The organism is Simplicispira sp. (genome assembly GCF_028687295.1).
Classification (GTDB): Bacteria; Pseudomonadota; Gammaproteobacteria; order Burkholderiales; family Burkholderiaceae_C; genus Simplicispira; species Simplicispira metamorpha.
On the sequence record NZ_JAQUAL010000016.1, the window covers coordinates 21,149 to 35,951 of the forward strand.

The following is a 14,803-nucleotide window of genomic DNA, read 5'->3' on the forward strand; positions in this document are numbered from 1 at the left end:
AGGTAGTTGCCAAATCGCTATCTTATAGATAGCTAATTGCGCCCATCGCGCGGGCGTTGGATGCCGATTTGATCTGAAAAATAGTGGCTGGTGCGCAGGAAGGGAAGGCGCCAGCCCGTGCGCTCAGGCTTCGCGCGCGAACGTCACCACATGGTCCATCTGCGCGCGGATGCCTATCCACTCGCCCAGTGCGTGGTCGTGGTGGCTGGGCACGTGGGCCAGCATGGTCTGGCCGCTGGCCAGGCGCAGGGTGTAGAGAAACTCCGAGCCCCGAAACGCCTTGCGCACAATCTGCGCCTTCACGGGGGCGTTGTCGTCGTGAACGATGTCGTCGGCGCGCAGCAGCACATCGCACTCGCCGCCGGGGTAGCTGGACGGCAGCGGGCATTCGGTCATGTTGGCCAAATCGCCCAAAGGGGTGCGCACGACCACGCCGCTGGCCTGCTGCTCCAGCGTGGCCGGGGCAAACACGCCGTGGCCGATGAAGTCGGCCACAAAGCGCGTGGCCGGACGGTGGTAGAGCGTGTAGGCATCGTCCCACTGGTGCAGCTGGCCCTGGTTCATGACGCCAATCACGTCGCCGATGGCAAAGGCTTCGAGCTGGTCGTGCGTGACAAACAGCGCCGTGGCGCCCGCCGCCTTGAGAATGCCGCGCACTTCGTGGGCCAGGCGCTCGCGCAAGTCCACGTCCAGGTTGGAGAAGGGCTCGTCCAGCAGCATCAATTGGGGGCGCGGTGCCAGCGCCCGTGCCAGCGCCACGCGCTGCTGCTGGCCACCCGACAGCTCGTGCGGAAAGCGGTTCTGGCTGCCCTCCAGCCCCACCAGTTGCAGTACCTCGGCCACGCGCGCATCCTGCTCGGCGCGCGCCATGCCGTGCAAACCAAAGGCGATGTTGCGGCCCACGCTCAGGTGCGGAAACAGGGCGTAGTCTTGGAACACCATGCCCATGCGGCGCTGCTCGGGCGGCAGGCTGTGTTCTGGGGCGCCCACCAGTTGCTGGTTGAGGTGGATGGAGCCTGCGCTCACGCTCTCCAGGCCGGCCACGCAGCGCAGTAGGGTGGTCTTGCCGCAGCCCGAGGGGCCGATCAGTACGCCGATCTGGCCTGCACGCAGGCCCAGGGTCACGCCGCGCACCGCAGGCTGTGCCTGACCGGCGTAGCGCACTTGGAGTTGGGAGACGGCCAGAAACATGGCTGCCATTGTAGGGCGGGCGAATGCTTAGAATTCGCATTTGCATTGCTGCACCGGCTCTGGCAGCCGTCCGATTCCCCACCGAGCCCGTCATCTTGCACCGACCCTTTGCCGCCCTGCGCACCATTCCCCTGATCTTGCTGGCTGGCCTGCTGGCGCTGCCCGTGTTGGCTTTGCTGGCCGCATGGCTGCCCTGGGGGGACAGCCATGTCCCCACGGGCGCCCTGCTGCGGGAGATGGCGGCCACCGTGCTGCCCGGCTACGTCTGGACAACGCTGTGGCTGGGCCTGTGGGTGGCGGTGGGGGCGGCGGTGGTGGGCACGGCCACGGCGGCGGCCGTGACGTTGTTTGAGTTTCCTGGGCGGCGTGTGTTCGAGTGGCTGTTGCTGCTGCCGCTGGCGATGCCGGCTTACGTCACTGCGTATGCCTATACCGATTTTTTGCAATTCAGCGGGCCGCTACAGGTCGGGCTGCGCGAGGCTTTTGGGCTGGAGGGGCGCCTGCTGCCCGAAGTGCGCAGCCTGTGGGGAGCGGTCTGGGTGTTCACCTTCTCGCTTTACCCGTATGTGTACCTGCTGGCGCGCACAGCGCTGGGCGAGCGCGCCGCACATTTGATGGAGGCCGCGCGTTTGCTGGGGGCGCCTTTGCGCCGTCGCATTGCCACCGTGGCGCTGCCCCTGGCGCGCCCGGCAGTGGCCGCCGGGGTGGCGCTGGCGTTGATGGAAACCCTGGCCGATTTTGGCGTGACCAGCTACTTCGGTATCCAGACCTTCACCACTGGCATCCTCAAAGCCTGGCTGTCCATGGACAACCGCCTGGCCGCTGCCCAGTTGGCCACCATGCTGCTGGCTTTGGTGTTGCTGCTGCTGTGGCTGGAGCACCGTGCCGAGCGGCGCATGCGCTTCACTGCCAAGGGCGTGGGCCACGCGGGCGCCGCTGAGGCCCAGCCCGTAGCGCTGCGGGGCGTGGCACGCGGGCTGGCCTGGAGCATCTGCACCGTGCCGGTGCTCATGGGCTTTGTCGCGCCGGTGGCGTTCATGCTGCGGCCATTGGCTGCCGATTGGTCGGTATTGCCCTGGGAGCGCTTTTTGGAGTGGGCCTGGAACAGTGTGCGCCTGGGCGGCATCACGGCGGGCTTGGCGGTGGCAGTGGCGCTGGCGCTGGCTTTTGCCGTGCGCCGCCGCCCCGACGTGCTCACGCGCGGCGTGGTGCAACTGGCTGGCGTAGGTTACGCCGTGCCCGGCGCGGTGATCGTGGTGGGCCTGCTGCTGCCGGTGGGCTGGGTGCAGGAGCAGGCGCCGCACTGGGGCGTGGGCGCGTTGGTGACCACCACGGCGCTGGGCATTGTCTGGGCCTATTTGGTGCGCTTTTGCGCCGTGGCTTTGCAGTCGGTGCAAAGTGGCTATGCGCGCATCCCGGTCAGCCTGGACGACTCGGCACGCATGCTGGGCGCTGGCAGTGTGCGCCTGATGGCGCAGGTGCACTGGCCGCTTTTGCAGCGCTCGACGGCAGCGGCCGCGCTGTTGGTGTTTGTCGATGTCATGAAAGAGTTGCCCGCCACCATGGTGCTGCGCCCCTTCAACAGCGACACCTTGGCCGTGGTGGCCTACCAACTGGCCCGCGATGAGCGGCTGGGCGAGGCTGCCTTGCCCTCGCTGGCGCTGGTGGCCGTTGGTTTGGTGCCGGTGGTGCTGCTCAGTCGCACACTGCGCGCACCGGCCAGTGCATCACAGGCTGCACTGTAAGCCTGCTGCTCCACCAAGGCGCCAACGCGCTCCCTCCAGCGCCCAATGACCGTGCTGGCAGTCGGCTGTACAAAAAGCGCTTGCCTGTCAATCCTGGTGGTCAAAGCTTTGCTGCTTTTTTCTCCGTGAAGATCCCAGTAGATGCATCTCTTAAACTATGGCAGTTGTGTGAAACCTTGACTTGATCCAGAGGATTTGGATTCGCACACGGTAGTGCGCGCCCCTTGTGGATGGGTGCCGATGACATCAACAAGGAGAATGAACGATGCCGCATGCGCACTTGCCGTGCTTGTCCGTGGACGGGTTTGGTGTGGCTTTTGGGCCCAAGGTGGTCTTGTCCGACTTGGAGTTTGGCGTGCCTGCCTTGTCCGTCACCGCTTTGCTGGGCCCGGTGGGCGCTGGTAAATCGTGCCTTTTGCGTTCTCTGGCGGGTCTGAATTTTGCCAACCAGCGCTACCAGGAGCAGGGCCGTGTGCTCTACCAAGGACGCGCACTGGCCGATGGCCACCGCCCCCGGCTGGCCCAGCTCAACGCCCGCGCGATGATGGCCAGCACCCTGGACGCTTTGCTGGAATATGCCCCCCCACGCTGGGCACAGGAGGGGATGTCGCCACGCCAGTGGTGCGGGCAGTATGTCGAGCGCATGGGTTTCCCCGAGCTCGAGCAGGCGTTTGACCTCCCCACCATGGAGCTGCCCGCTGTGCAGCAGCGGGCCCTGGCCTTGTTGCGTGAGGCCGTGTGCGAGCCCGCTTTGTTGCTGGTGGATGAGCCCATCACCGATTTGCCCGATTACGAAGCCTATTTGTTGTTGGACCTGCTGCGCATTCTGGCCCACACTTCTGCAATTTTGCTCACACTCGACAGCCCGCGCCATGTGCAAATGGTGGCGCAGCATGTGGTGGTGCTTGAGCGTGGGCGTGTACAGGAAGTGCGTCCGGTGGAAGATTTCGTGCTCATGCCCCACTCCAGCGCAGGGCAGCACTTCATCGGTACGGGGGGGGCGCCTGCACCGGGTGCCGAAGTGGCGGCGCCGTTAGCCGCAGAGGCCGCATCCACGTTCTGGACTTGTCCTGTCCAGGAAGCGGTGGCCGCAGCGGCTGCGCAGGATGCAGCTCCTGGAGCGCAAGGTCCCTCTGGCTTTACCTGGCTGGTGCCGGGGCAACTGGCTGGAACACCTTTGCCGGGCGCCACCCACAGCATCGACCATGACTTGGCCGCTCTGCGGCGCATGGGGGTCACCATGCTCATCACCTTGACCGAAGAAGACCTGCCCCAAGAGCCTTTGCACCGCCATGGCCTACGTAATTTGCACTTGCCTGTGTATGACCGTGAGTCGCCCACGGTGGCCCAAATCCAGATGCTGCTCAAGCGCATGGAGAACCTCCTGGCCCAAGGCCAGGTGCTGGCCGTGCATTGCTTGGCTGGCATTGGCCGCACCGGTACCGTGCTGGCTGCATGGCTGGTGCGCGCTGGCCTGACTGCCTCCGAGGCACTGCGCCGTGTGCGCCTGCTCGATCCTCAGTATGTGCAAAGCCCGGGGCAGGAAGCTTTTTTGCAGCACTACGAGGAAACGATTCTGAAAAAAATGCTGTAACTACTTGAGAAAGACCACATCCCATGACCCTTGATATCGCCTTGAGCCAAGCCGCCACTACCGTGCCCGAATGCGTCGCCGCAGGCTATGTGGACGTAGCCAGCGGCATGTTGCTATCGATGAAAACCGTGGACTCACACCCTCGGCAAGTGATTGATCTGCTGGCTGCCGCCACGGGTGACTTGTTCAATGGCGAGAGCGTCTCGATCATCGAACGCATGTTCACCAAGGCGCGTGGTTTGCAAGAAGGCCAGTACCATTATTTTCAGGAAATCATTGTCAACAGCGAGAACTTGATCCACATCTTCCTGCGCGGTAAAAGCAATCCTGATTACGTGGCTGTCTTTGTATGCCGCAAAACCGCCAATCTGGGCATGGCCCTGATCCGTGCGCGTCTGGCCATGCCAGCGCTGGAAGCCGCTTTTTGAGCCCTGCGGGCCATGCGCTTTGCGCATGGGTTCTATGAAAAAGCCCGCCAACTGGTCTGAGTTGGCGGGCTTTGTTTTATCTCGTGGTCGGGGTGAGAAGATTCGAACTTCCGGCCTCTACGTCCCGAACGTAGCGCTCTACCTGGCTAAGCTACACCCCGATACTTTGGTACCGCGAGCCATGCGTTTTCAGGTGCGGCGATCCAAAAGTTGAGCCGCTAATTGTAGCAAATTGGCTGAGTATTCATTGGCTGGCAAGGCGCCCAGGGCGGCAATGGCTCGGCGGGCTTCACTGGCGGCGGCTTCACGCGCTGCCACCAGGGCGCCGGTCTGTCGAACAATGTTGGCGATGGTTTCCAACTGGTCGGTACTGCCGTTCTCAATGGCTTGGCGTACCAGCGCTGCATCGCTGGCCGATGCCCGTTGCATGGCGATGATGAGGGGCAGGGTGGCCTTGCCTTCGCGCAGGTCGTCGCCCAGGTTTTTGCCCAGCTCTGTGGCGTCGCCGTCGTAGTCCAGCACGTCATCAATGATCTGGAAGGCCGTGCCCAGGGCTTGGCCGTAAGTGGCGCAGGCGTCTTCCACATCAGCCGGGCTGCCTGCCAGCACAGCGCCCAGGCGGGCGCTGGCCTCAAACAACTTGGCCGTCTTGGAGCGAATGACCAGCAGGTAGCCTTCTTCATCGAGCGAGGCGTCGTGCATGTTCATCAGCTGCAGTACCTCGCCTTCGGCAATGATGTTGGTGGCTTCGGCCAGGATTTGCATGATGCGCATCTGCCCTGCCTCGACCATCATCTGGAACGCGCGCGAGTACAAAAAGTCGCCAACCAGCACACTGGCGGGGTTGCCAAAAGTTTCGTTGGCCGTAGGACGCCCACGGCGCAAGGTGGAGTCATCCACCACATCGTCGTGCAGCAGCGTGGCCGTGTGGATGAACTCGACCACGGCCGCCAGGGAAAAGCGCAGGGGGTTTTGGTACCCCAGGGCACCACAGACCATCAACAGCAGTGCCGGGCGCAGCCGTTTGCCGCCCGCTGCGATGATGTAGTGCGAGATCTGACCCACCAGTGGTACGCCCGAGGCCAGGCGGCTGGCAATAACCTGATCGACTTCGCGCATGCCGTCGGCGATCAGGGTCAGGGGGGCGGAGGGGCTGGAGGGCCGGGAGGTGGTGGGGGCGGGAGCAGTCAAGATGGTGGTCGCTAGCGGTGTGTCGAATTATAGGAAGCTGTGTGCCGCTGTGACTGCACTGGCGTGCATGCCGGTGCGTTGCTGCAAACGGCTTGAAAGAATTTGTCTGGCTGCTAGAATGCCGGGTTCCGTGAAAATTCTTTCGTGGAAACTCACAACCCAAGAGGTCAACATGTACGCGGTCATAAAAACCGGCGGCAAGCAGTATCGCGTTGCTTCCGGCGAAAAAATTAAAGTAGAACAGATTGCTGCGGACGTAGGCCAGGAAATCGTCATCGACCAGGTTCTGGCCGTCGGAAACGGCGCTGAACTGAAGGTGGGTACGCCCCTGGTGTCCGGCGCCACTGTGAAAGCCACGGTCGTGGCACACGGCAAGCACGACAAAGTGCACATCTTCAAGATGCGCCGTCGCAAGCACTACCAAAAACGCCAAGGTCACCGCCAGCAGTTCACTGAACTGCAAATCGGCGACATCGCTGCTTAATAAGGAGCTTCAGTCATGGCACAGAAAAAAGGCGGCGGCTCTACGCGAAACGGGCGCGATTCCAAGCCCAAAATGCTCGGTGTGAAGGCTTTCGGCGGTGAACTGATCAGCGCTGGCTCCATCATCGTTCGCCAGCGTGGCACCAAGTTCCACCCCGGCGTCAACGTCGGCGTGGGCAAAGACCACACGTTGTTTGCACTGGTCGATGGCCACGTGTCGTTTGCTACCAAGGGCGCTTTGTCCAAGCACACGGTCAACGTGACTGCTGCAGCCTGAGGCGCGAGCGCTTCAGCTGCTTCCTGAGCCCCGCCTGGTCGGGGCTTTGCTTTTTCAGGCACGCGCCCCGCACCGCCGGGGCTTTGTGCTTTTTGGCTGGCGCTGCGCAGGCCCAAGCCGCCGTTTTGTAAACTGGAAACCTTATGAAATTCGTTGACGAAGCCTACATAGACATTGCCGCCGGTGATGGCGGCAATGGTTGCGTGTCGTTCCGGCACGAAAAATACAAGGAATTCGGTGGCCCCAACGGTGGCGATGGGGGGCGAGGCGGGCATGTGTTCGCCGTGGCCGACCCCAATCTGAACACGCTGGTCGATTACCGCTACTCCCGACGCCACGAGGCCAAGCGCGGTGAGCACGGCATGGGGTCAGACATGTTCGGCGCCGCTGGCAGCGACATCACCCTCAAAATGCCCGTGGGCACCATCATTTCCGATGCCGAAACCGGTGAGGTGCTCTACGAGTTGCTCACGCCCGGCGAGGTCATCACCATCGCCAAGGGGGGCGATGGCGGCTTTGGCAACCTGCGCTTCAAGAGCGCCATCAACCGCGCACCCCGCCAGAAAACCCCCGGTTGGCCCGGTGACCGCAAAAGCCTCAAGCTCGAACTCAAGGTGCTGGCCGATGTGGGCCTGCTGGGCATGCCCAACGCAGGCAAATCCACCTTGATTGCCGCCGTGTCGAACGCACGGCCCAAAATTGCCGATTACCCCTTCACCACGCTGCACCCCAACCTGGGCGTGGTGCGCGTAGCACCCGAGCAGAGTTTTGTCATTGCCGACATCCCCGGGCTGATCGAGGGTGCCTCGGAGGGCGCGGGCCTGGGCCACCAGTTCTTGCGCCATCTGCAACGCACACGCTTGCTGCTGCACGTCATCGACATGGCGCCGTTTGATGATGCGGTCGATCCGGTGGCGCAGGCCAAGGCCATCGTCAACGAGCTGAAAAAATACGACAAGGCCCTGTACGACAAGCCGCGCTGGCTGGTGCTGAACAAGCTGGACATGGTGCCCTTGGACGAGCGGGCTGCGCGCGTGGCCGATTTCGTCAAACGCTTCAAGTGGAAGGGCCCGGTGTTCGAGATTTCGGCCCTGACGCGCGAGGGCTGTGAGCCGCTGATCCACGCCATTTACCGCCATGTCAAGGCCCAGCAAGTGGCCGAGCAAGCGCCGGTGGAGGAAGTCGATCCGCGTTTTGCCGGCGGCGATCCAGCGTGACGCCTGGCCCGTGCCACGGCTGCCGTGGCACGGTTCGGATTTCCTTGTTTGCTATTTAATTTGTAGCTGCTCGCGCTTGCTACATCAGCGTTAGAAGCCAAAATGACTCAAAACCAAACTTCGGGCGTGTTGCGCGATGCACGCCGCATTGTGGTGAAGGTGGGCTCCAGTCTTGTGACCAACGAAGGCCGCGGTCTGGACGAAACCGCCATCGGTGAATGGAGCCGCCAACTGGCAGCGCTGGTACGCGGCGATGGCGTGGGTGCGCCGCGCGAGGTCATCATGGTCTCCAGTGGCGCCATTGCCGAGGGCATGAAGCGCCTGGGCTGGACGGCACGGCCCAAAGAAATCCATGAGTTGCAGGCCGCCGCAGCGGTGGGGCAAATGGGCTTGGCGCAAATGTACGAAACCAAGTTGCGTGAGCACCGCATGGGCAGCGCCCAGGTGCTGCTCACGCACGCCGACCTGGCCGACCGTGAGCGCTACCTGAACGCGCGCAGCACGCTGCTGACGCTGCTGGGCTTGGGCGTGGTGCCGGTCATCAACGAGAACGACACCGTCGTCAATGATGAAATCAAGTTTGGCGACAACGACACGCTGGGCGCGTTGGTGGCCAACCTCGTGGAGGCCGATGCGCTGGTCATCCTGACCGACCAAAAGGGCCTCTACACCGCCGACCCGCGCCGTGATCCGGCGGCGCAGTTCGTGCATGAAGCCCAGGCGGGCGATGCGGCCCTTGAAGCCATGGCCGGTGGGGCAGGCTCCAGCATTGGCAAGGGCGGGATGATCACCAAGATTTTGGCGGCCAAACGCGCAGCCGGTTCCGGTGCCTCGACGGTGATTGCCTGGGGGCGCGAGCCCGATGTGCTGCTGCGGCTGGCCCAGGGCGAAAGCATCGGCACCCTGCTGGTCGCCCAGACGGCCAAGACGCAAGCGCGCAAACAATGGATGGCCGACCACCTGCAACTGCGTGGTGCCGTGGTGGTGGACGAAGGCGCCGCCGCCAAGCTGCGCCACGACGGCAAAAGCCTGCTGCCCATTGGCATGACGGCGGTGGAGGGCGAGTTTTCGCGTGGCGATGTGATCGCAGTGCGCGACTTGGCGGGCGCCGAGATCGCGCGGGGCTTGGCCAACTACGCCAGTGCTGAAGCACGTTTGCTGTGCCGCAAGCCATCGCCAGACTTTGAAGCATTGCTGGGCTACAGTGCCGAGCCCGAGATGGTGCACCGCGACAATCTGGTGCTGATGGGCGGTTGAACTGCCAGAGCCAGAGCCAAGGCCGTGCGTGGCCTGGGTCTGGTCGTGCATCGGCTGCTCAGGTGGCCGTGTTGTTGCCCGCCGCTGTATCGGAGGGCGCTGACTGCGCTGCCGCCGTGAGGCTGGTTTGCGGATCAGGGTCGAAGCTGGCTCCGGGCGGCAGCTCTATTCCATGGTGGGCCAGCAACGGACCATGTCGGTGCAGAAGGCCACCGATGTGTTCGTGGTCGTAATCGCGCCCGCGCATGCCGCTGCGCAGGTAGCGGTTGCGCTGCTCGTGGCGTGGCAGAAAGCGCGCCAGTTCGGTCAGCGCCATTTCATAGACGCCGCGCTTGAACTCCACCACCACATCCAAGGGCACCCAGTAATCGTTCCAGCGCCAAGCGTCGAACTCCGGGTGGTTGGTGGCACGCAGGTTCAAATCCCAGTCGTAGCCGATCAGTTGCAGCAGATACCAAATTTGCTTTTGGCCCTTGTAGTGTCCCCGCGCATCGCGCCGGATGTACCGGTCAGGCACCTCGTAGCGCAACCAGTCCCGGGTTCGGGCCACCACGCGCACGTGGTTGGGCTGTAGCCCCACTTCTTCGTGCAGCTCGCGGAACATGGCCTGTTCGGGGGATTCACCCCGGTCAATGCCACCTTGCGGAAACTGCCAGCTGTGGGTGCGTATGCGTTTGCCCCAGAACACCTGGTTCTTCTGGTTGAGCAGGATGATGCCGACGTTCGGCCGAAAGCCGTCCCGGTCAAGCATAATCAAACCCCAAATTTTTAAACTGAGTCCATTATGCACGGCCCCCTGCGGGCGGCAAGGGAACCTTCCCCTATGGGCCAGACATTGCTCCGATGAAAGCATCCCAGTTCTTTATTTCCACCCTCAAAGAAGCTCCGGCCGATGCCGAAGTGGTCAGCCACCAGCTCATGACCCGTGCCGGGTTGATCAAAAAGCTGGGCGCCGGTATTTACAGTTACATGCCCATGGGCCTGCGGGTGGTGCGCAAGGTCGAAGCCATCGTGCGCGAAGAAATGAACCGCGCCGGTGCCGTGGAGCTGACCATGCCCGTGGTGCAGCCCGCTGAGCTGTGGCAAGAAACCGGCCGCTTCGACAAAATGGGCCCCGAGATGATGCGCATCCGCGACCGCCATGGGCGCGACTTCGTCATCCAACCTACCAGTGAAGAAGTGGTTACTGACATCGCACGCCAGGAACTGCGCAGCTACAAGCAGCTGCCGAAAAACTTCTACCAGATCCAGACCAAATTCCGCGACGAGCGCCGTCCGCGTTTTGGCCTGATGCGTGGGCGCGAGTTCACCATGAAGGACGCCTACAGTTTTGACCGCGACCAGGCATCGGCCAAGGCCAGCTACCAGGTCATGGCGGGCGCTTACCGCCGCATTTTTGACCGATTTGGCCTCACCTACCGCGCCGTGGCCGCCGACAGCGGCGCCATCGGTGGCGACCTGAGCGAAGAATTCCAGGTGATTGCCGCCACCGGCGAAGACGCCATCGTCTATTGCCCGCACAGCGACTACGCCGCCAACATCGAAAAGGCCGAGGCGCTGGCGCCCACCGGCCCGCGCCCGGCTGCCACGCAGGCCCTGGCCAAAGTGTCCACCCCCGGCCAAAGCACCTGCCCCGACGTGGCCGCGCTGCTGGGTGTGCCGCTGGCCACCACGGTCAAATCGCTGGTGCTGGCCACCGATGAAACCAACGAAGCGGGCGAAATCACCAAGTCGCAGGTCTGGCTGCTGCTGCTGCGCGGCGACCACGACATGAACGAGATCAAAGTGGCCAAGGTGCCTGGGTTGGACAAGGGCTTTCGCTTTGCCACCGTGGCCGAGGTCGAGCAGCACTTTGGCTGCAAGCCCGGCTACCTGGGGCCACTGAACCTGTGCCAGCCGGTCAATTTGGTGGTGGACCGCGACGTGGCCGTCATGGCCGACTGGATTTGCGGCGCCAACGAGCCTGACTTCCACACCACCGGCGTCAACTGGGGCCGCGACCTGCCCGAGCCCACCGTGGTGGCTGACCTGCGCAACGTGGTCGCGGGCGACCTGTCCCCCGATGGCCAGGGCGAGCTGGCCATTGAGCGCGGTATCGAAGTGGGCCATGTGTTCTACCTGGGCACCAAATACAGCCAGGCCATGAATGCCACTTTCCTGGCCGAAGACGGCAAACCCGCTTTCTTTGAAATGGGCTGCTACGGCATCGGCATCACCCGCCTGCCCGCCGCCGCCATCGAGCAAAGCCACGACGAGCGCGGCATCATCTGGCCCGACGCCATTGCGCCGTTCACCGTGGTGCTGTGCCCCATCACGCCCGATCGCTTCCCGGCGGTCAAAGAGGCGGCCGATGCGCTTTACGCCCAATTGCTGGCCGAGGGCATCGACGTGATCCTGGACGACCGTGGCGAGCGCCCCGGCGCCATGTTTGCCGACTGGGAGCTGATTGGCGTGCCCCACCGCATCACCATTGGCGACCGCGGCCTGAAAGAAGGCCAGGTCGAGTACCAGCACCGCCGCGACAGCGCCGCCACCAAAGTCGCTACGGCTGACATCCTGGCCCACCTCAAGGGCCGCCTGGCCGCATGAGCGCCGGGGTGGTTTCGCGGCGCGCCTGCCTGGTGTCGCTGGCGAGCGGGCCTGCCGCCTGGTTGTCGGCGCCCGGCACGGCCCACGCGGGCAGCCAGCTGGAAGAGCCGCTGATCGACTCGGTGCGCACCGCGCTCAGTTCTGCCGTGGCCAACCAGGCACCGCCCGAGCCCGACTTTCCCACCACCGAAGCGCGCCTGGCCTACCTGCGCTGGCTGGGCACCATGAGCGACCGCCTGCGCCGGCGCAAGCCCGAGTGGCAGGTGCGCCGCGATTTCCTGCAAACCGTCTGGTACGAATCCAAGCGTGCCGGGCTGGATGTGTCGCTGGTGCTGGGCCTGATCCAGGTGGAAAGCGCGTTCCGCAAGTTTGCCGTCTCCAGCGTGGGCGCACGCGGCTACATGCAGGTCATGCCGTTCTGGACGCGCGTGATTGGCGATGGCGACCCGGGCAAGCTGTTTCACATGCAGACCAACCTGCGCTTTGGCTGCGTCATCTTGCGCCACTACCTGGAGCGTGAGCGCGGCGACCTGTTCCTGACCCTGGGGCGTTACAACGGCAGCCGGGGCCGCGCGCCGTACCCCGACGCCGTGTTCGCCGCCCAGCGCAACTGGCTGTTCACCGACACGCGCGCCGGGTAGCGCGGCGGCTTTGGCTGTCCGCTGGGGCTGGTTTGGCCGCAGTGGTTTCGGCCTGGAATGTTGCGATTTTTCAGGCTTTACAGGCCGCCAGCGCTGATGCAGTGGGCGCAAGTAGCTATCAAAATAATAGTTTCTGCATCAGGCGGTGCTGTTGCCCGCTGCGGTTGGGGGGGCGCTGCCAGCGCTGGGCGTGGTGCGCGAGACCATCACCTGGTCGATGCGGTAGCGGTCCACGTCCAGCACCTCGAACTTGTAGCCGCCCCAGACCACGCTGTCGGTGCGCCGGGGCACGCGGCGCAGCATCACCATCAAAAAGCCCGCCAGGGTGTCGTACTGCGCATCGTGGGGCAGCGCGTCCAGGGCCAGGGTGCGCAGCACATCCTCGATGGGTGTCACGCCGTCGATCAGCCACGAATCGGCATCGCGCTGCACGATTTGCTCTTCGTCGTCGGGGCCGACCAGGTCGCCCATCACCGTGCTCATCACGTCGTTGAGGGTGACTACGCCCACCACCAGGCTGTATTCGTTGACGATGACGGCAAAGTCCTCATGCACCTGGCGAAACTGCTCCAGCACCTCGGACAGCGTCAGCCGGTCGGGCACCACCAGCACCTTGCGCACCAGGGTGTCATCCTGCAATGAAATCGGCTGGTTGTTCAGGATGCGCTGGAACAGGTCTTTGGCGTCCACATAGCCCACCACATGGTCGATGTCGCCCTCGCACACGGGGTAGGTCGAGAACGGCTCGGCAGCGATGCGCACGCGGATCACGTCGTCGGGGTCATCGCGCAGGAAGAATGCAATGCGCTCGCGCTGCGACATGGCGCTGCCCACGGTGCGCGTGTCCAGCTCAAACACATTGGTAATGACCTGCTGCTCGCTGGCATCGAGCAGCCCGGCGCGCGTGCCCGCCTCCATCATGGCCAGGATGTCGTCAGAGGTGACGCGCTCATCGCGCAGCGACGACAGGCCCAGCAGGCGAAACAGCGCATCGGCGCAGCGGCTGTAAAACCACACCAGCGGGCGCAAGAGCGCCATGCACAGCGCCATGGGCTGGCTCACGCGCAGGGCCAGGCGCTCGGGTTCGGCCATGCCCAGCCGCTTGGGAAACAGGTCAGAAAACAGGATGAACAGCGACGTGATCACCAGAAACGAGCAGAGAAACCCCGCCGTCTGCGCCATGGATGGTGCCAGCCACCAGCCAAACAACTGGGTGAAGTGCGGGCTGAGCGCGCCTTCGCCCACAATGCCGCCCAGAATGGCCACGGCGTTTTGACCGATCTGCACCACGGTGAAGTAGTCACCCGGCTGCTCTTGCGTGCGCAGCACGCGCGCGGCGCGCATGTCGCCGTCGTCGGCCATCTGGCGCAGGCGCAGGCGGCGCGAGGCGGCCAGGGAGATTTCGGCCACCGAAAAAAAGCCGCTGGCGGCAATCAGGGCAAAGATGAGGAAGGCGTTTTCAAGCATGGCGTGTGGCGCGGAAGGCGTGTGGCGCGCTGGCCTGGTCGGCGGCTGCGCCTGTGGCAGTGTAGCGGTGCAGGTAACGGGCTGCGCTGCCCGGGTTGCGGGCACAAAAAAGCCGCCTGTGCGGCGGCCCGTGCGGTGCGCTGGAGCAGGCCGAAGCCGGCGCTTTATTCCGCAGTGCCCAGCACCTGGCGCAGCTCGCCCGACTCGTACATCTCCATCATGATGTCCGAGCCACCGATGAATTCGCCCTTGACGTAGAGCTGCGGAATGGTGGGCCAGTGGCTGTATTCCTTGATGCCCTGGCGGATGGCGTCGTCTTCGAGCACGTTGACGGTGACGACGGCCTTGGGATCGACACCGCAGGCTTTCAGGATCTGGATGGCACGGCCCGAGAAGCCGCACTGCGGAAAGCTGGCCGTGCCTTTCATGAACAGCAGCACTTCGCTGGATTTGACGAGGTCGTCGATGCGTTTCTGGGTATCGCTCATGGTGGCTCCAAAAAAAAGGGCCGCAAGGGCCCGGTGGGAATGGGCTGGATTATTTCACTGTCGGCCACTGCCCGCCTGAGCAGCGCGCGATGCCGGCGAGGTCTGTGCGGCTTTGCACCTGCCCGAATCCGGCTGCCGCCAGCAGCGCGCGCACGCGCTCGGCCTGGTCCCAGCCGTGCTCCAGCAGCAGCCAGCCGCCCGGTGGCAAATGGGCCGGGGCCTGCGCGACGATGGC

At 63.9% G+C, this 14,803-nt stretch carries 14 protein-coding genes, 1 tRNA gene and 1 pseudogene; 9 read left to right on the forward strand and 7 right to left on the reverse strand.

The genetic code is table 11. From position 1 onward, the window contains the following. Nucleotides 1–123 precede the first annotated feature (123 nt). Nucleotides 124–1,191: an ABC transporter ATP-binding protein gene (locus PHX69_RS03530; RefSeq protein ID WP_288042387.1), complete on the reverse strand. Its 1,068-nt coding sequence runs from the start codon at nucleotides 1,189–1,191 to the stop codon at nucleotides 124–126. 23 nt (nucleotides 1,192–1,214) lie between these two features. On the opposite strand from PHX69_RS03530, the gene PHX69_RS03535 reads away from it, so the two are divergent. The 3 genes from PHX69_RS03535 (at nucleotide 1,215) to PHX69_RS03545 (ending at nucleotide 4,958) form a co-directional block, all read left to right on the forward strand. After that, complete coding sequence (locus PHX69_RS03535; RefSeq protein WP_502958465.1) at nucleotides 1,215–2,936, forward strand: ABC transporter permease; 1,722 nt, start codon at nucleotides 1,215–1,217, stop codon at nucleotides 2,934–2,936. 265 nt (nucleotides 2,937–3,201) lie between these two features. Then, nucleotides 3,202–4,530 carry a phosphatase domain-containing putative toxin gene (locus PHX69_RS03540; RefSeq protein ID WP_288042388.1) on the forward strand — a complete coding sequence of 443 codons (1,329 nt, stop codon included), beginning with the start codon at nucleotides 3,202–3,204 and terminating at the stop codon, nucleotides 4,528–4,530. Between the two features lie 23 nt (nucleotides 4,531–4,553). Continuing rightward, nucleotides 4,554–4,958 carry a hypothetical protein gene (locus tag PHX69_RS03545; protein WP_119014631.1) on the forward strand — a complete coding sequence of 135 codons (405 nt, stop codon included), beginning with the start codon at nucleotides 4,554–4,556 and terminating at the stop codon, nucleotides 4,956–4,958. Between the two features lie 84 nt (nucleotides 4,959–5,042). On the opposite strand, the gene PHX69_RS03550 is transcribed toward PHX69_RS03545, so the two are convergent. Both PHX69_RS03550 and PHX69_RS03555 read right to left on the reverse strand, forming a co-directional pair. Then, nucleotides 5,043–5,119: transfer RNA gene (locus PHX69_RS03550), tRNA-Pro, on the reverse strand. Between the two features lie 28 nt (nucleotides 5,120–5,147). Continuing rightward, on the reverse strand, nucleotides 5,148–6,077 hold the full coding sequence (locus PHX69_RS03555) for a polyprenyl synthetase family protein (protein WP_288042394.1): 930 nt from the start codon (nucleotides 6,075–6,077) through the stop codon (nucleotides 5,148–5,150). 244 nt (nucleotides 6,078–6,321) lie between these two features. On the opposite strand from PHX69_RS03555, the gene rplU reads away from it, so the two are divergent. The 4 genes from rplU (at nucleotide 6,322) to proB (ending at nucleotide 9,383) form a co-directional block, all read left to right on the forward strand. Beyond that, a complete protein-coding gene (gene rplU, locus PHX69_RS03560; RefSeq protein ID WP_119014632.1) occupies nucleotides 6,322–6,633 on the forward strand; it encodes a 50S ribosomal protein L21 in 312 nt (103 codons plus the stop codon). 15 nt (nucleotides 6,634–6,648) lie between these two features. Beyond that, complete coding sequence (gene rpmA / locus PHX69_RS03565) at nucleotides 6,649–6,909, forward strand: 50S ribosomal protein L27 (protein ID WP_119014633.1); 261 nt, start codon at nucleotides 6,649–6,651, stop codon at nucleotides 6,907–6,909. Between the two features lie 143 nt (nucleotides 6,910–7,052). After that, nucleotides 7,053–8,126 carry an Obg family GTPase CgtA gene (gene cgtA / locus PHX69_RS03570; protein ID WP_119014634.1) on the forward strand — a complete coding sequence of 358 codons (1,074 nt, stop codon included), beginning with the start codon at nucleotides 7,053–7,055 and terminating at the stop codon, nucleotides 8,124–8,126. A gap of 102 nt (nucleotides 8,127–8,228) precedes the next feature. Beyond that, nucleotides 8,229–9,383 carry a glutamate 5-kinase gene (gene proB, locus PHX69_RS03575; RefSeq protein ID WP_288042389.1) on the forward strand — a complete coding sequence of 385 codons (1,155 nt, stop codon included), beginning with the start codon at nucleotides 8,229–8,231 and terminating at the stop codon, nucleotides 9,381–9,383. A gap of 58 nt (nucleotides 9,384–9,441) precedes the next feature. Here the strand turns inward: proB and PHX69_RS03580 are convergent, their stop codons facing one another. Beyond that, nucleotides 9,442–10,134: an RNA pyrophosphohydrolase gene (locus tag PHX69_RS03580; RefSeq protein ID WP_119014636.1), complete on the reverse strand. Its 693-nt coding sequence runs from the start codon at nucleotides 10,132–10,134 to the stop codon at nucleotides 9,442–9,444. A 92-nt stretch (nucleotides 10,135–10,226) separates the two neighbouring features. Between PHX69_RS03580 and PHX69_RS03585 the strand changes: the two genes are divergently transcribed. Next, nucleotides 10,227–11,972: a proline--tRNA ligase gene (locus PHX69_RS03585; RefSeq protein ID WP_119014637.1), complete on the forward strand. Its 1,746-nt coding sequence runs from the start codon at nucleotides 10,227–10,229 to the stop codon at nucleotides 11,970–11,972. Next, nucleotides 11,969–12,613, forward strand: coding sequence for a lytic transglycosylase domain-containing protein (locus PHX69_RS03590; RefSeq protein WP_288042390.1), 645 nt, complete (start codon nucleotides 11,969–11,971; stop codon nucleotides 12,611–12,613). The genes PHX69_RS03585 and PHX69_RS03590 overlap by 4 nt, the downstream gene beginning before the upstream one ends. 138 nt (nucleotides 12,614–12,751) lie before the next feature. Here the strand turns inward: PHX69_RS03590 and paeA are convergent, their stop codons facing one another. The 3 genes and pseudogenes from paeA to PHX69_RS03605 all read right to left on the reverse strand — a co-directional run. Beyond that, nucleotides 12,752–14,080 carry a polyamine export protein PaeA gene (gene paeA / locus PHX69_RS03595; protein WP_288042391.1) on the reverse strand — a complete coding sequence of 443 codons (1,329 nt, stop codon included), beginning with the start codon at nucleotides 14,078–14,080 and terminating at the stop codon, nucleotides 12,752–12,754. Between the two features lie 164 nt (nucleotides 14,081–14,244). Then, the gene (gene grxD / locus PHX69_RS03600; RefSeq protein WP_119014640.1) at nucleotides 14,245–14,568 is read right to left on the reverse strand and encodes a Grx4 family monothiol glutaredoxin; all 324 of its coding nucleotides are present in this window, start codon (nucleotides 14,566–14,568) and stop codon (nucleotides 14,245–14,247) included. A 49-nt stretch (nucleotides 14,569–14,617) separates the two neighbouring features. Next, a pseudogene (locus tag PHX69_RS03605) lies at nucleotides 14,618–14,803 on the reverse strand (peptide chain release factor N(5)-glutamine methyltransferase); the annotation flags it as partial.

Coding starts and splice junctions, on each gene's coding strand:
- PHX69_RS03530 (WP_288042387.1), bottom strand. CDS start 1,191: ATGTTTCTGGCCGTCTCCCAACTCCAAGTGCGCTACGCCGGTCAGGCA.
- PHX69_RS03535 (WP_502958465.1), top strand. CDS start 1,215: ATGCTTAGAATTCGCATTTGCATTGCTGCACCGGCTCTGGCAGCCGTC.
- PHX69_RS03540 (WP_288042388.1), top strand. CDS start 3,202: ATGCCGCATGCGCACTTGCCGTGCTTGTCCGTGGACGGGTTTGGTGTG.
- PHX69_RS03545 (WP_119014631.1), top strand. CDS start 4,554: ATGACCCTTGATATCGCCTTGAGCCAAGCCGCCACTACCGTGCCCGAA.
- PHX69_RS03555 (WP_288042394.1), bottom strand. CDS start 6,077: ATGCGCGAAGTCGATCAGGTTATTGCCAGCCGCCTGGCCTCGGGCGTA.
- rplU (WP_119014632.1), top strand. CDS start 6,322: ATGTACGCGGTCATAAAAACCGGCGGCAAGCAGTATCGCGTTGCTTCC.
- rpmA (WP_119014633.1), top strand. CDS start 6,649: ATGGCACAGAAAAAAGGCGGCGGCTCTACGCGAAACGGGCGCGATTCC.
- cgtA (WP_119014634.1), top strand. CDS start 7,053: ATGAAATTCGTTGACGAAGCCTACATAGACATTGCCGCCGGTGATGGC.
- proB (WP_288042389.1), top strand. CDS start 8,229: ATGACTCAAAACCAAACTTCGGGCGTGTTGCGCGATGCACGCCGCATT.
- PHX69_RS03580 (WP_119014636.1), bottom strand. CDS start 10,134: ATGCTTGACCGGGACGGCTTTCGGCCGAACGTCGGCATCATCCTGCTC.
- PHX69_RS03585 (WP_119014637.1), top strand. CDS start 10,227: ATGAAAGCATCCCAGTTCTTTATTTCCACCCTCAAAGAAGCTCCGGCC.
- PHX69_RS03590 (WP_288042390.1), top strand. CDS start 11,969: ATGAGCGCCGGGGTGGTTTCGCGGCGCGCCTGCCTGGTGTCGCTGGCG.
- paeA (WP_288042391.1), bottom strand. CDS start 14,080: ATGCTTGAAAACGCCTTCCTCATCTTTGCCCTGATTGCCGCCAGCGGC.
- grxD (WP_119014640.1), bottom strand. CDS start 14,568: ATGAGCGATACCCAGAAACGCATCGACGACCTCGTCAAATCCAGCGAA.